Origin of the sequence: Lewinella sp., assembly GCF_050633125.1 — a bacterium.
Lineage (GTDB): Bacteria > Bacteroidota > Bacteroidia > Chitinophagales > Saprospiraceae > Lewinella.
In genome coordinates this window covers 1,017-15,448 of sequence record NZ_JBOEFX010000065.1, presented here as the reverse complement: position 1 = coordinate 15,448, position 14,432 = coordinate 1,017, and the positions used below count along the sequence as shown (strand labels likewise).

Genomic DNA, 14,432 nt, shown 5'->3' with positions numbered 1-14,432 from the left:
GAGATAAAATTATGGTTGGCGACCAATGAGATCGGCAGTCTTCATACGATCTTCAAGCCACTGCCGGTTGGGCGTGATTTCACCACGCAGGTATTTTTCAATCATCAGGCTTACAATCGGTGCTGCGTAGCTTCCGCCCCAGCCACCGTTTTCAATGTAAACGGCGATGGCGATTTTTGGGTTTTCTTTTGGTGCAAAAGCAAAAAAGATAGAGTGGTCTTTACCGCCCCGTTGCGAATTCTCTGCGGTACCTGTTTTTCCACAAATAGGGATATCGGGAATATAGGCAATGCGAGCAGTACCTGATTGTACCACCATTTCCATACCGTCAATTACTGGAGGGAAATGCTTGGCATCGATACCTGTTTCTCGCCTTTGTAAGCTTAATGGAGAATTGATAGGGTTGCCTTCTGAATCTCTTAGTGCCCGAGTAAGGTGAGGGGTGATGAAGTGGCCATGATTGGCGATAGCTGCCGCAAGGTTGGCCAATTGTAGGTTGGTTGTTAGTAATTCACCTTGGCCAATACCCAGCGACCGAAGCCAGATAGACTTCCAGCCTGTTTCATTGGCGTATACCTTATCATAGAAGGCAGAGGAAGGAACATTGCCGCCTTGCTCACCGGGAAAGTCTAGCCCCAGTTGTTGCCCCATGCCGAAGTTTTCCAAATAATTGTTGAAATCGGTCAACCCTTCACGTGGCGTATTTTCGTTAGGAAAGCGATCGATGACTTCCCGAAAGGCCGTCACAAAGTAGGCATTGCAGGAATGCTGAATAGCAGTAGCAACGTCTTTACAGTAAGGGTGGTTGTGGCACCCCGTCAGGCGCATCCCATTGAGGTAGTAGGCTCCTTGGCAACTGATACCGCGATCTGGCGTAAGCGTGCCGTTCTGCATGGCGATCAAAGCAACAATAGGCTTGAATAAGGACCCTGGAGGATACTGTGCCTGGATACTACGATTGAAAAAAGGCTGTAAGGAGTCGCTTAGTAATTCCGCATAATGCTTGCCACGTCCAGTTCCAATTGCCAACAGTGTAGGGTCATAGGTAGGCGTGCTGATCATGGCGAGGATTTCACCGGTAGCAGGTTCAATGGCTACAATACTGCCAATTTTGTTTTTCATCAACTCCTCTCCATAAGTCTGAAGGTTGAGGTCAATCGTGGAAAACAAATCATCGCCAGCCTGGGGGCTAACATCAAGCTCGCCATCTTTCACGCTGCCGATGATACGGCCGTAGATGTCTTTTTCTACCCTGCGAATGCCTTTGGTACCACGCAGGTAATATTCATATTCCTTTTCTAGCCCGGTAATCCCCATATAGTCACCTGTGTTGTAGGTGTCGGTAGAGTCTTCCAGTATACTGGGGCTAACTTCTCCGATGTATCCCAGAAGGTGGGCACTACTATGATGAGGGTATGCCCGAGCATTGCGTTCCTGTATAAAAAAGCCGGGAAATTGATAAAGGCTTTCTTGTAAGGTAGCGTATTGTTCCTGTGAAATACGGGTAAGAAAGGGTTCCATTTTAGCTTTGGAGTAGCGAGGGTCACGCCAGTTTTTATCCAAAGCTGCTATGAAGTAGTCTTTGGTGACCCCTAATAATTGGCAAAACTTGGTGGTATCAAAGGTAGTTTTGTAATCTTCGAACTGATTGTAGATAAACATCAGGTCGTAGATAGGTTTGTTAACGACCAGTAGTTGTCCGTTGCGGTCGAAAATTAAGCCTCGGGAAGGATATTCCAGTTGCTTGCTTGAGCCCGCGGCTTCTGCCCGGTTGCGGAAGTTTTTGTTGAGCACTTGTAGATTGAGCAATTGCCCGATTATCACCAGTATGATGATGATAAAGAAAACCTGTATTATGCTTCCACGATTTTTGTGATGATCAACGGCCACAGTACCAGGTTTATAAAATTATGCTTCAGGATTGATAGCGTAGATGCTTGCCAGTAAAAAAAACATCGAGGCTAACCAACTAAACAATACCTTCAGTAGGATAGATTTGAAATATACAAAAGTAAATGCTTCTAAGGAAAAGTAGACGAATAAATGAATTAGAATAAGCGTTGCAGCATATTGAAAAAACCAAGTTTGTCCGAGAGACTTTTTTGTGGGGGAATCTTTGATGCTGTACCCTTCCCTAGGGGTAAGAATACCCAAAATAACAGCTCGCATATAAGCGGTGAAAACCAAAGCGCCAGCATGTAAGCCAGGGCTTTCGTAAAGCCAGTCGATGGCCAAGCCCAAAACAAATCCAAGGAAAACAGTAAGGCTACGAGGGGTATTAAAAGGAAGTAAGAGGATAAAGAGAGGATACAAGAAAACCTGTAAGTAAACAATACCATCCCAGCCCCAGATGACTTGCTTTAAAATAAAGACCTGGATGACCCATAGTAGAAAAAAACGAATGGTGCTATTGGTAATTGCTTTATTCATTTATTCCTGATTGTCGAGTTGATTCAAATCGTCTTTCATCAAGTCACGGACGATATAAGCATCCTTCACGCCATAAAGGTTGTTGAAGAGTTCAATCTCCAGCTCTAGCGTATTGTCCCCCTCATTAATTTCTTTGTTCAATACACTGCCGATAGGAACTCCTGTCGGAAAAATATTAGAATAACCAGTTGTCTCAATAGTGTCTCCAATGACGACATCAGCATATTCCGGAATAGCGTAGAGCATTGCTTTTCGAGTATCTCCGCCGTTCCAACGCAATGTTCCAAAAAAGTCTTTGTTGCGAAGTCCTGCACTGATACGTAAACTATGATGTGTAATGCTCATTACACGGCAATGTCGTTGAGCAACTTGGGTAACAATACCAACCACTCCCTCTCCATTGATAACCCCCAGGTGAGGCTCGACACCATGAATGTGGCCTCTGTTCACGACATAAGTAATATTAGCACTAGGCGCAGATTTATTGATGATCTCACCAGCGATATAATTATACCGTTGCCGGAGGGAATCATCCTGAATGGTATCATTACTTAATGCTTCTGTATAAAAGGCATTGGGCATCCTGGATAACAGGTTGGCATTTTCTTCCCGCAACTGGTCATTGAGTTGTTGAAGGTGAAAATAATCCTGGGCTTTGCTGGCCCGGTTCATAAATTCACCAGAGTACATCTTCCAGGTAGAAGCGGCAACTTCCTGCTGCGGAGTGTTATAGGTAATAATGAGGTAGAGGCATACCACTTCCAGCGCAGCAAACAGAAAGAATGCTCCTTGACGCGTAAAGAGTTGGAGTAAACTACTCATACCTGATTAATTTCAGACCCTGCTAATGGTATTTAGTATTGTGCTGTTTCTTAAACGCTACCCCGAGGAATCAAGATCGGCCGATAGCGGTCGGTGTCGGCTAACGCCGCACTGGTGCCACGAACAACGGCTCTTAGTGGATCTTCAGCAACGTGTACCGGGAGCTTGGTTTTAGAACTAATTCTTTTGTCAAGTCCTCTAAGCAAAGCACCACCACCCGTAAGGTAAAGACCAGTACGGTAAATATCACTTGCCAATTCCGGTGGTGTAGCCTCCAGTGCCCGCAATACGGCTTCTTCAATCGCTGTGATTGATTCGTCAATTGCGTGGGCAATCTCCTGATAGGTCACGAGAATTTGCTTGGGAATACCCGTCATCAAATCTCGTCCGTTTACCGCAAAATCATCCGGTGGAGTCTCCAAAACAGGTAGTGCGGAGCCTACGTGGATTTTAATTTGCTCAGCCGTACGCTCTCCAATCAGGATGTTGTGCTGCCGTTTCATGTAGTTCATGATATCGGTCGTGAGCTCATCCCCTGCGGTGCGGATAGATTGGTCGGTAACAATACCCGAGAGTGCTATAACTGCAATCTCTGTTGTACCTCCACCTATATCGATGATCATATTTCCAATAGGCTCTTCTACATCGAGCCCGATACCAAGGGCAGCGGCCATTGGTTCGTAAATAAGGTAAGTTTCTTTAGAGTCGACGTGGTCAGCAGAATCGAATACGGCACGTTTTTCCACTTCGGTAATCCCTGAAGGAATACAGATTACCATTTTGAGATGTGTAAAAAATCGGCGTTTACGGCCGATCATCCGGATCATCCCTTCGATCATATTTTCGGCAGCTTTGAAGTCGGCAATAACACCGTCTTTCAAAGGGCGAATAGTTCTTATTTCTTCGTGTGTTTTCTCGTGCATCTGCATAGCCTTCCGGCCAACAGCGATAGTCTCTTCTGAGCGTCGGTTATAAGCAACGATAGATGGTTCGTCGACAACAACTTCTCCGTCTTGGATGATTAATGTATTGGCCGTTCCCAAGTCAATGGCCAGTTCTTGCTTGAATAAGCTAAATAGCTTCATTAATTGTTTGTTCTCCTTAGTTTCAATAAGAGGGATGAATGATGTAATTCACCGCTTTAAAAAGTCGAAATTACATAAAATAGTGTATAGCCTCGGCTATTTTCTACGCTTAATTTACACTTTCTGCAAAGCAAAGCAAAAAATAGCTGGTTTTTTACCTAAAGTAGCGGTTTTATTGCAAACTAAGGTCCAACAATAACCGTCCATAGGTCTTCATCCTGGAGATAACGTTGAGCCAGGCGCTGAATTTCTTTAGGGCTAATATCCTGTACCGTTTTTATCAGGTTCGCCAGGTCTGTTGTTCCGAGTTGCTCAGTGAGTAGGGTACGTACTGTTTCTGCCCAATTGAAAGGCCCATCGACCATCGTAAGGAAAGAGCCCATAAGGTAATTGCGCAGCATTTGGAGTTCTTCCTCTTCAATCAATTCGTCTCGTAGACGAGCTATTTCGTGCCGAATTTCCTGAAGGGTTTGTTGTACGTATTCAGGGCTTACTTCGGTGTCAATTTGGAAAGTTCCGCCCCAGCGAAAACTGTCATAACCAGCGGAAATATTATAAGTATAGCCTTTGTCTTCCCGAATGTTTTCCATCAAGCGGCTACCAAAATAGCCACCCAGAAGATTAGCCAAGACATAGCAACCGTTAGCATCGGGATGGGTGCGAGGGAAAAGGCGTCGACCAATACGAATAGCTGCTTGCCCTCCCTGCGCATGCGGAATGACTATCTTACCAGGTGTTTGCTCGGCAACGGTCAAAGTGTTAATGGGTGCAGCTGTGCGATTAGGAATACGCGCCAGTTCGCCGTGAATGTAGCTGCTAGTAGCCTCGTCAAACCGACCGCTGATAATCGCAAAGCCATTGCCGGCATGAAAGCATCGATAGTGGTGTTCGACCAGCCACTCCTGCTGTAGGTCAGCGTAAGCCTCTGGAGTGGAATTATACCCGTAAGGGTGATTTGCACCGAAAAAGTGCTCGGTAATGTTGCGATAAGCAACAACCTCTGCTTTGCTCAAATCTTCTTTAAGACTTTGCTGCTTGCGTTTGAGGTAGGCTTGCAAATCCGTTTGCCGCAAAGCAGGTTCACAGAGTATTTCAATAAAAAATGGCAATATCTCCGGTAGTTGTTTGTTGAGGCAGTGCATGGCCAGATTGCCGGTGTCCATTTGAAAGGGAACACTCAGGTGTGCACCATAATAGTCGAACTGTTCTGCAATAGCACTGCCTGTATGCCGACGAGTACCTTCCTTGAGCAACGCGGCAGTAGTACGGGCCACCAAAGGGTGTTTCTCGTAGGGGCGGCCACCCCAACAGATGAATTCAATGCGGACCAAGTCCTGAGTGCCGCGATTGATATGATAGCACGGCAAGCCATTGGCAAGTAAGTGCTGCTCAAAATCGGGCAACTCAATATGGGTGACCGGAAAGATCGGCGGGGGTGCTGGCATAAAATTTCACTGATGAATTTAGAGCAAAAACTGCCCTGTAGTAAACTACAAAGCTATAAAAACATACTTATCCACATATTGTTAACATCTTAGTCTGCTTTATCGCTCATTTAATTGTATTTTTGCTATTCGACTCACCATTACATTTATCTATGAAGTTTAGTGTATCCTCTAACGATTTACTCAAGCGCCTGCAAGTAGCAGGTGGAGCTATCAGTTCCAATCCGGTACTCCCTATTCTCGAAGATTTTCTCTTCCGGATAGAGAATAACCAATTGTCGATCACCGCGACGGATTTGGAGACTTCCATCATTACCTCAATTGAAGTAATGGCCGATAAAGATGGTATGGTAGCCGTTCCTGCAAAAATCTTGTTGGAAACCCTCAAAGCACTGCCTCAACAGCCAATTACCTTTACGGTAAATGATGATAATTTTGGTATTGAAATCACCTCGGCTTACGGTAAGTACAAGCTAGCTGGTGAGAATGGCGAGGATTTCCCAAATATTCCGGAAGCCGATACCGTAGATACGGTAACTGTACCTTCTCGTTCTTTATTACAAGGGATCAATAATACCCTTTTTGCTACTAGTTCAGATGAATTGCGCCCTGCGATGACGGGAGTGTATTTTCAGGTAGACTTTAATAAAGTAATTCTGGTAGCCACCGATGCTCACAAATTAGTGAAATATGCTTTCAGCGATGTTGTTAGCGAAGTATCTACCACCTTTATCGTACCTAAAAAAGCCCTCAATTTGCTCAAGGGAGCCCTCCCTGACGGAGAAGAGGTGACTTTGTCTTTCAATAAAGCCAATGCTTTCTTTAGCTTCGCAAATACCAGCATGGTGTGCCGTTTGATTGATGCACGATACCCCGATTACAACGCCGTTATTCCGGTGGATAATCCAAATGTGTTGAGTGTGTCGCGAACGGATTTTCAGAACTCCTTGAAGCGGATTGCGATTTACGCTAATAAGACTACCAATCAGGTGATCCTCAGTATCAGCGACGGTAGCCTGACGGTTTCTGCCCAGGATCTTGATTTCTCTAACGAAGCGACAGAACAGCTCACTTGTACCTACGATGGCGATCCGATGACAATAGGGTTCAACGCTCGCTTTCTGGTAGAAATGTTGGGAATCCTTGAATCTGATGAGGTGAAAATCGAGATGAGTTCGGCAACACGCGCCGGTATTCTGCTACCTACAGAGGAAACAGAAGGAGAAGAAATCCTGATGCTCGTAATGCCTGTGATGCTGAGTAACTAATGTTAATGCTCCGTTTATTTATTTATGGTAGCTGCCTGCTTCTATTAGCTGGTGCTTGTACGAACAACACTTCTCCGGAGCCGGAAGAGGTCGTTACAGCGTACATTAATAAGTTGCATCGAAGCGACTTTGATGGAGCTGCGGCATTCTGTACCCCTGCCGGCGTAGCTTATGTAGAGGCACTAAAAGCGATTATGGCCGACCCGGAAGCGTTACCGGATACCTCGTCTGTGGTGATTAATCAAATTCTTTGCGAGCCGCTAAGTGGCGATTCAATAATGCGTTGCGAAGTCATGATTGACGATGGCTTTGAAGTTTATGCAGAGCAATATCTACTTCGTCAAAGTGCTAAAGGCTGGCTAATAGATCATCAACCACAAGACGGAGAAACAAGTGCCTCAGAGGAGGTTATCTCTACGGAGGAAAAGCCCGCTGTTGAAAACTGATCTTATGCGCAAAACTGGTCTCTTCTTTGGTTCTTTCAATCCGGTGCATACCGGCCACATGGTGATTGCCAACTTTATGGCCACCCAAACTGACCTCGATGAGGTGTGGATGATTGTTAGTCCGCAAAATCCCCTGAAAAATAAAAAAAGCCTGGCACGGGATCACGATAGATTACATCTGGTTCGACTAGCCATTGGCGAAAATACCAACCTCCGAGCTTCCGATGTGGAATTCTCCCTACCACAGCCGTCTTATACTGTTGATACCCTCGTTTATCTCCGTGAGAAATATCCTGACCGCGAGTTTGTCCTCATCATGGGCGGCGATAACCTTGGGACTTTGCACAAGTGGAAAAATTATGAAATACTGCTGCGTGACTACCAAATTTACGTTTACCAACGCCCCCAATACGACCTGGGCGAACTGGCGGATCACCCCAGTATTAAAATATGGGAAGCTCCGCTAATGCAGATTTCGGCTTCTTATATCCGCCGTTGTTTGCGTGAGGGATTGTCGGTACAGTACCTGGTGCCGGATCCAGTTTTTGAATACTTGGAGGGGAGTGGATTGTATAAGTAAACGAGTTTTCTTAACCCACCTTGAATTTTCTCAAATCATATTTAAAGCTTAGCATAAAATACTGCTGTAAAGTATTGGTTTGCTGGTCTTCGGTATAGGTTTCCGTTATATTCCGAGACAAGCTATTGTTTTGCTTAAGTAGATCAAAAACGGAAAGCGCAATCTCTCCTCGCTGGCTTTCGAAAACCTTCTTTCCAACACTCATATTCCAAAGGAGGTAGTTTTGGTCGAAATCATCTGAGAGACCGCGATAGAGTTGGTGATTAAGGTCTGTTCTGAAGACTAATCCATTCCCTAATACCCAACCAAGCTTTAGGCGAGTACTTTGATTGAGGTAATTCGTATTGCTCTGCGTCTGCAAGGAATTGGTGACCGTACTGTATTTGCTGCGTGATGAGATCGTGAAATCTAACTGTTCGCTAATGTTGCTGCTGAGGGTAAGGCCTACGCCATAACCGGTATTGCTGGAGTAGTTCAATGCTTCATTGACCAACCCCGGCGTCTTCAGGTAGTCTGTTGAAAAATCAAGATTAAGGTTCGACTTTAGGAAGGTGAGCGGAAAGCCATAGGTGATCAAGGAGCGTAAATTCCAGTATCCATCTATGTTTACGGTTTGGGTGAGCTGTGCTCCTGCGGCGACATTGTTTTCATTAAGAATAGGAAAGTCACCGTCGCCAGCACCTAGGTAGGTACTTTGCCCCAAGTAGTTATTGGTGTAGTTACCTCTAAGCAAGACGAAAAAGACAGATGATTTTTCCGTATTCGTTTTAGAATACCGAATATTGATGTTGTGTTGAAAAGCCTGTACCAAGTTGGCGTTCCCAATGGTTAATTGCAGCGGGTTGCTATTGTTAAGCACCTCTTGTAGCTGTTCGGTCGAGGGAAGTTGGGTGTTTGCTCGATAAGATAAATTGAAGCTTTTTGATTGAGCAACTTTATAACGGAGCCTAAATAAAGGCAGAATATTTGTAAACGTATGCTTACTTGTATTATCAAAAGGGAAGGTTTGTTCCCCGATCAAATTAGCCTGTTGTACACTTGCTCTGGTTGTTATAGATAAGTCTCTTTTTCGATAATTGTAACCTGCGCCCAATTGCTGGGTGTAGTAGTCGTTGGAAAACAGGTTGCTTAGGCCCGAGTTGAATACATCATAGTCTTGTGATCCTTCATCAAAATCGAGAGTTTCTTTATCGCTTTCTTCTTGCTGATAGCTGGTTCTGTAGTTAAATGTGAGCATCCCTTTTTCGCTAAGGGGTTCGGTGTACTGGACGTTGACGGCCATGTTCCAGCTGTTTAAATCCAGCGTAGATTTTTGTTGCAAAAAGATGGAGTCCGTAGAAGGCGAAGAGAAAATACTCTCGGAGAAAAGAAAGTTCTCCCCTTTTTTAGGGGCATAGCCCGAATTGAGGTTTACAGAAAATGTGCGGCCTCTCTTTTCAAATTTGTGTCTCCATAAAAGCCTATTGCCTAGGTTTAGGGCGGTCAAGTCGGCATTAAAACCAAGGTCAGTTTGACTGAGTAGATTGTCACTTAGTAGCGTTTGTCCTAACAAGTCTTCGGCTCCTTCATTGCCTTGGAAGCTTAGTGTTGGTTGCCAAATCAGTGAGTTGTTAGGATTGATTTCGTAATTCAGGCGACCCGAAAATCGATGGTTGGTATTGATGCTGTTGGTGTAGCTTTCTTCGGTATAAAACTCATCTATTCCTTCGGTGTCAAAAAACTGCTGTCGAACCAATTCCTCGGTGGTGTTGTCAGAGGTGTTGAAGAAGTAACTTCCCGACAGTTCGATTTTCTCTCCCCATTTATCCGAAAAGTTGAGTCCAAAGGCATTGGAGTTGGTGATTCCTCCCTGTTGAGAAACGAGGAAGTCATTGGCGTTTCCGCCGTTATTGTTGCCCCGGCCACCTCTTCTGCCCCCGCCTCTTCGTCCCCGACCACCGCCGCCAGAAGAGCTAACTACGCCAAGTAGATCTTCCGAAGAAAAGTTTTGTTGATTGATGTTATTTGATAAACCAAGGATAGAAATACGCTGGTCGCCACTGAAAAAGTTGATATTTCCTCCGGCCTGGTACTTGTCTTCGTAGCCGTAGCCCGCATAGACTTTTCCGAAAGTACCATTACGCATAGTCTGCTTGGTAATGATATTGATGGTTTTAGAGGTTTCTCCGTCATCAAATCCGGTAAACTGCGCTTGTTCACTTTGTTGGTCGAAGATTTGAATTTTATCAATTACCTCTGCGGGGAGATTGCGAAGTGCTGCGGTGGGGTCGCTCCCAAAGAAAGGCTTTCCATCTACAAGCACTTGTTTTACATCTTCTCCCTGAGCTTGAATTTTACCATCCTCAAGATTGACGGTGGGCATTTTTTCGATCAAATCTTCCGCACTAGCATCGGAAAGTGTTTTGTAGGCATCAGCATTAAATTGTGTTGTATCTCCCATTTGTAATACGGGAAGAACCTTTTCTGTTACCTGCACCTCCTCTAGCTCCACTCCTTCACGGAGTTGTAATGTACCCAGGTTAATCACTTGATTGTTAACTATGATTTCTCTACGGATTTCCTGGAAGCCTATGAAGGAAATTGACAACTGGTAGGTGCCATTTTGCACTGCATCAAAACGGAAAACACCCTTGTCATCGCTTATAGTGGCAATGGTTGTGTTGTCGCTTTTGTTGGTAAGTACCACATGGGCGCCGGGGAGAATTCCTCCATTCGTAGCATCTGCAATTTTGCCTTGCACGGGAGAGGTTTGTGTAAAGGCAGCAATAGTAATGAACTGGCTTAAAAGGAATAAGAAGATAGGTTTCATAGTGATTTTTTGACAAAGATTTTATCAAACCTCTGGTGTGGACAAATAGCTACAACCGTATTGTTTTACAAATAGCAGATACTTTGACAGTATCTTGGATACTTTTTTTCCAAAGGAGGATACTTTTTATAGCTAAACGATAGGCAGCTTTAGTAGATATACTTTATGGAGGGGGGGATAACTGGGGGGCTTTTGTATGAAATAGCTCTTTTGGTGTGATACTGTGCTAAGAGATGGGCTTTGTCGCTTTTGCCTCTTGATGTCCAAGTGCCTCACAGACAACTAGCTGCAAGTTGTCTCCCCTTTTGTCCCCCCTGTTCTATCGTAAGGCAGCTCTGGTATTGTGTAGATTCACGTCTGCATATCGCATATCGAGATTTTGACTTTTGTAACCAACCAGTCAGTTCTCTTGATCGGTAAGTGTTTTTTTTCGACCTAAAAACACAGGACTACTTTTTTGATTGGGTACAGGTGTATGCTTGTGCTTGAGTAACAAATTATTATTTTATAACAAATTTCTCATGACAAAAAGAATTGTACTCTTTTTATGGTTGTCCATAATGCTCTTTATGAGTGGGCTGGACGCCCAATCTGGCTTCTTCTCGCCAGTCGTTGACGAGGTGCTGCCTAAAGCCATCGGCGTAGTGGAGAACATCAATAGTATGAGCGTTCTCCGGCTCGATGAAGCAGCCTTGCGCCAGTATCTTTTGGACGCACCGATGGAATTTAAGGAAAATGGAGAACCTTTGTCTCTGGAAATTCCTTTACCGGACGGTTCAGTTGAAACGTTCAAAATGTTGGAATCTCCTATTCTATCGCCCGAAGTAGGTGCGTTGTATCCAGAGATAAAAACCTATGCTGGCAATGGTACCATTAACCAACAAGCCATTGTGCGACTGAGCCTAACTTCTAGCGGGTTTAGTGCTATCATTCTTTATGGAAATGGAGAGACGGTATATTTTCAGAAATATTCTGAAGATGCCACTGACCTTTACTTCAATTATTTTGCAAAAGATGCAAGGTTGCCAGAAGGTGCCTCTAGATTTAGTTGTGGGGTAGAAGAGGACAGCAAGAGGGAAGAACATGGTGGCCCCGTAAGAAACATGTCGGGCGCAACCCTGCGTACCTTCCGTCTCGCTATGGCTGGTACGGGAGAGTATACAGCAAATCATGGTGGTACCGCGATGGGCGGTTACAATGCCATTGTTGAGTATGTCAATGCAATGAACATCACCTACCGAAATGAGCTGAGTGTGTCCTTCGTTTTAGTCAGCACCGCAGCCACGGTTTATACTAACGCTGCTACCGATCCCTACACGCAAAGCATGGAAAGCATGATGCTGACCGAGAACCAAGATAATTTGGATATGGTAGTAGGCTCGGCCAATTACGATATTGGTCACCTGATGGGGGCTAATCCGGCTGGTACCAGCCCAAGCGGTTTGGCCAGCTTTGGCGTTGTCTGTGATGACACAGTAAAAGGACAAGGCTGGACAAAGGAAGCCGATCCATTGACCTACTCTCTCTTGTTCAACCAGCAAGTGCTTTTCCACGAAACAGGTCACATGTTTGGTATGAACCACAGCTACAACAGTAATATCAGTATCTGTACTACCCGCAACTGGCCCACCTCGGTAGAGCCAGGATCTGGTGCTACGATCATGAGCTATGGCTATACTTGTGATGATGATGATTATTTCCCATCTACCCAGATCGGGCCACTTCTTCAGTATCACACGATCAGCTACTCTCAGGCCATTGCCTTCTTGGGCACGATCAGTTGTAACACCAGTGCTGCTACAGGTAATACCCCTCCGGTAGTTACCGTGCCAGGGCCGTTTACGATACCAGTCTCTACACCCTTTTCGCTTACTGGTAGTGCTGATGCTCCGGGATCAGGCGATTCCTACACCTACTGTTGGGAAGGTACCAATATCGGTATTGAAACGCCTTTGCCTGATGCAACGACCTTAATGGATCCGTCTAAGCCTCCATTTTTCAGGTCTTACCCACCCACTACCTCAACTACCCGTACGTACCCGCTGTTGTCAGCGATATTGGATGGTACGAACATCGCAAGGGGAGATAAACTTCCTTCCATTGGTATTGCAACGACCCACCGCTTTACCGTGCGTGACAACAACGCTGCTGGCGGTGGTGTGACGTTTGGCGAGACGACGGTTACCGTGGATGGCAACATCGGTCCATTTTTAGAAACGACCAACTTGGCCGCTACTTATCCCGCGGGTTCTACGCAAAATATTACCTGGTCGGTTAACGGTACGAATGTAGCTACCCCAACGGTCAATGTTTTATTGTCTGTTGATGGAGGCTTGACGTTCCCTTACACGCTGGCAACAGCTACGGGGAATGATGGAACGGAGTTGGTTACATTTCCTAATGTCCAAACCAGTACTGCTCGTATTAAAGTAGAAGCGGTTGGCAATATTTTCTTCGATATTTCCAACTTCAACTTTGGTATAGAAATTCCTGGATGTACTGCTGTAAATAGCAATATTTGCCCAACCGATGCCATGACCTTTGATCAGGGCGATGCAGGGTTGGACTTAGGTTTGAGCAACACCTTCGGCGCTGCTGTAACCCAGGTAGCTCTTAGTACGACCAATGCCAGCCCTGAAGGGGAATTGGCTAACGCTACTACTGCTGGTGGTACAACCTGTCAGACTCCTTGGGGAGAGGAACGCTATACTACCTATGATTTTACGGTTTCTACCACAGGTAGCTATACTTTTACCAGAGATGCCCAGTTTGGGGCTTTTTCAATTTTTGTTGCTGCGGGTTACGATCCGGCCATGCCATGTGCAGGTACTTTCTTAGGTTCCAATGCTGATGGTGCTATTTCCTCAGCTTTATCAGCTACGGTTACGCTAAATGCTTGTACTACCTATAAACTGGTAGCTTGGGAAATAAATGGTACTAATGTTGCTACCACTATCACTTTTTCAGGTGCAGGTACTGTTTATTCCGTAGCAGCAGCTCCTGCTGACGCTGGCTATACGTATGTAGCAGTAAACACCGTCAACGATCAGATAGTAGCACAAAGTGCAACGTCTAATTTTACGTCACTAGTGGGAGGTACTTATAAAATATATGGTGCTTCTTATAAGAATGGTGGAGCTACTCCTCCGATGGATGTCAATCCAGCAAGCTGGATTGGTCAAACATTGGCAACTGTACAATCATCAGAGTGTGTGGTGTTTAGTTCAAGCTGTAAGTCGCTGACCGTTGTTGCAGCCATGAGCTGTACGATTACGTCTTCTCTTGCGAAGACGGACGAAACTACAATGGGGGCCAATGACGGCACCATTACTGTGACTGCTTCTTGTGGTGGCACTTGTGGTACCTTGCAGTATTCATTGGATGGTGGTACACCTCAGGCGAGCAACGTCTTTACGGGCCTTGCTCCAGGAACCTATACAATAGAAACCTCCAATGTTGGTATGTTTACCTGTAGTGATACACAGGTGATTACTATCAACGCTGGTCCTGCAGCGACGTGTAATATTACATCTAGCCTTGCGAAGAC

The 14,432-nt window shown here is 45.2% G+C and carries 10 protein-coding genes; 4 read left to right on the top strand and 6 right to left on the bottom strand.

All coding sequences use genetic code 11. The annotated features are described in order from the left end of the window. Window positions 1–9: 9 nt before the first annotated feature. The 5 genes from mrdA to ACRBG0_RS14155 all read right to left on the bottom strand — a co-directional run bounded on the left by mrdA (window position 10) and on the right by ACRBG0_RS14155 (window position 5,782). Complete coding sequence (mrdA, locus tag ACRBG0_RS14175) at window positions 10–1,890, bottom strand: penicillin-binding protein 2 (protein WP_431487523.1); 1,881 nt, start codon at window positions 1,888–1,890, stop codon at window positions 10–12. An 18-nt stretch (window positions 1,891–1,908) separates the two neighbouring features. Next, entirely contained in the window at window positions 1,909–2,430 is a 522-nt protein-coding gene (locus ACRBG0_RS14170; protein ID WP_431487522.1) for a hypothetical protein, read from the bottom strand. After that, window positions 2,431–3,252, bottom strand: a complete 822-nt coding sequence (gene mreC, locus ACRBG0_RS14165; RefSeq protein WP_431487521.1) for a rod shape-determining protein MreC — start codon at window positions 3,250–3,252, stop codon at window positions 2,431–2,433. Window positions 3,253–3,302: 50 nt separating this feature from the next. Further along, window positions 3,303–4,337 carry a rod shape-determining protein gene (locus tag ACRBG0_RS14160; protein WP_020537374.1) on the bottom strand — a complete coding sequence of 345 codons (1,035 nt, stop codon included), beginning with the start codon at window positions 4,335–4,337 and terminating at the stop codon, window positions 3,303–3,305. Between the two features lie 182 nt (window positions 4,338–4,519). Next, the gene (locus ACRBG0_RS14155) at window positions 4,520–5,782 is read right to left on the bottom strand and encodes a M16 family metallopeptidase (protein ID WP_431487520.1); all 1,263 of its coding nucleotides are present in this window, start codon (window positions 5,780–5,782) and stop codon (window positions 4,520–4,522) included. Window positions 5,783–5,934: 152 nt separating this feature from the next. On the opposite strand from ACRBG0_RS14155, the gene dnaN reads away from it, so the two are divergent. From dnaN to nadD, 3 genes are read left to right on the top strand one after another with little or no spacing between them, the layout of a single operon-like run. After that, on the top strand, window positions 5,935–7,050 hold the full coding sequence (gene dnaN / locus ACRBG0_RS14150) for a DNA polymerase III subunit beta (protein WP_020537377.1): 1,116 nt from the start codon (window positions 5,935–5,937) through the stop codon (window positions 7,048–7,050). A gap of 5 nt (window positions 7,051–7,055) precedes the next feature. Beyond that, window positions 7,056–7,496: a hypothetical protein gene (locus ACRBG0_RS14145; RefSeq protein WP_431487519.1), complete on the top strand. Its 441-nt coding sequence runs from the start codon at window positions 7,056–7,058 to the stop codon at window positions 7,494–7,496. A gap of 4 nt (window positions 7,497–7,500) precedes the next feature. After that, a complete protein-coding gene (nadD, locus tag ACRBG0_RS14140) occupies window positions 7,501–8,076 on the top strand; it encodes a nicotinate (nicotinamide) nucleotide adenylyltransferase (protein ID WP_431487518.1) in 576 nt (191 codons plus the stop codon). A 10-nt stretch (window positions 8,077–8,086) separates the two neighbouring features. On the opposite strand, the gene ACRBG0_RS14135 is transcribed toward nadD, so the two are convergent. Then, window positions 8,087–10,885, bottom strand: coding sequence for an outer membrane beta-barrel protein (locus ACRBG0_RS14135; RefSeq protein WP_431487517.1), 2,799 nt, complete (start codon window positions 10,883–10,885; stop codon window positions 8,087–8,089). A 521-nt stretch (window positions 10,886–11,406) separates the two neighbouring features. Here ACRBG0_RS14135 and ACRBG0_RS14130 point away from each other — a divergent pair. Continuing rightward, window positions 11,407–14,432 (top strand): reprolysin-like metallopeptidase (locus tag ACRBG0_RS14130; RefSeq protein WP_431487516.1); only part of this gene is annotated, 3,026 nt, incomplete at its 3' end.

What these genes read in the sequence shown, in the direction of transcription:
- ACRBG0_RS14160 (WP_020537374.1), bottom strand. Translation starts at nt 4,337, where the DNA reads ATGAAGCTATTTAGCTTATTCAAGCAAGAACTGGCCATTGACTTGGGA.
- nadD (WP_431487518.1), top strand. Translation starts at nt 7,501, where the DNA reads ATGCGCAAAACTGGTCTCTTCTTTGGTTCTTTCAATCCGGTGCATACC.
- ACRBG0_RS14155 (WP_431487520.1), bottom strand. Translation starts at nt 5,782, where the DNA reads ATGCCAGCACCCCCGCCGATCTTTCCGGTCACCCATATTGAGTTGCCC.
- ACRBG0_RS14145 (WP_431487519.1), top strand. Translation starts at nt 7,056, where the DNA reads ATGCTCCGTTTATTTATTTATGGTAGCTGCCTGCTTCTATTAGCTGGT.
- dnaN (WP_020537377.1), top strand. Translation starts at nt 5,935, where the DNA reads ATGAAGTTTAGTGTATCCTCTAACGATTTACTCAAGCGCCTGCAAGTA.
- ACRBG0_RS14135 (WP_431487517.1), bottom strand. Translation starts at nt 10,885, where the DNA reads ATGAAACCTATCTTCTTATTCCTTTTAAGCCAGTTCATTACTATTGCT.
- ACRBG0_RS14170 (WP_431487522.1), bottom strand. Translation starts at nt 2,430, where the DNA reads ATGAATAAAGCAATTACCAATAGCACCATTCGTTTTTTTCTACTATGG.
- mreC (WP_431487521.1), bottom strand. Translation starts at nt 3,252, where the DNA reads ATGAGTAGTTTACTCCAACTCTTTACGCGTCAAGGAGCATTCTTTCTG.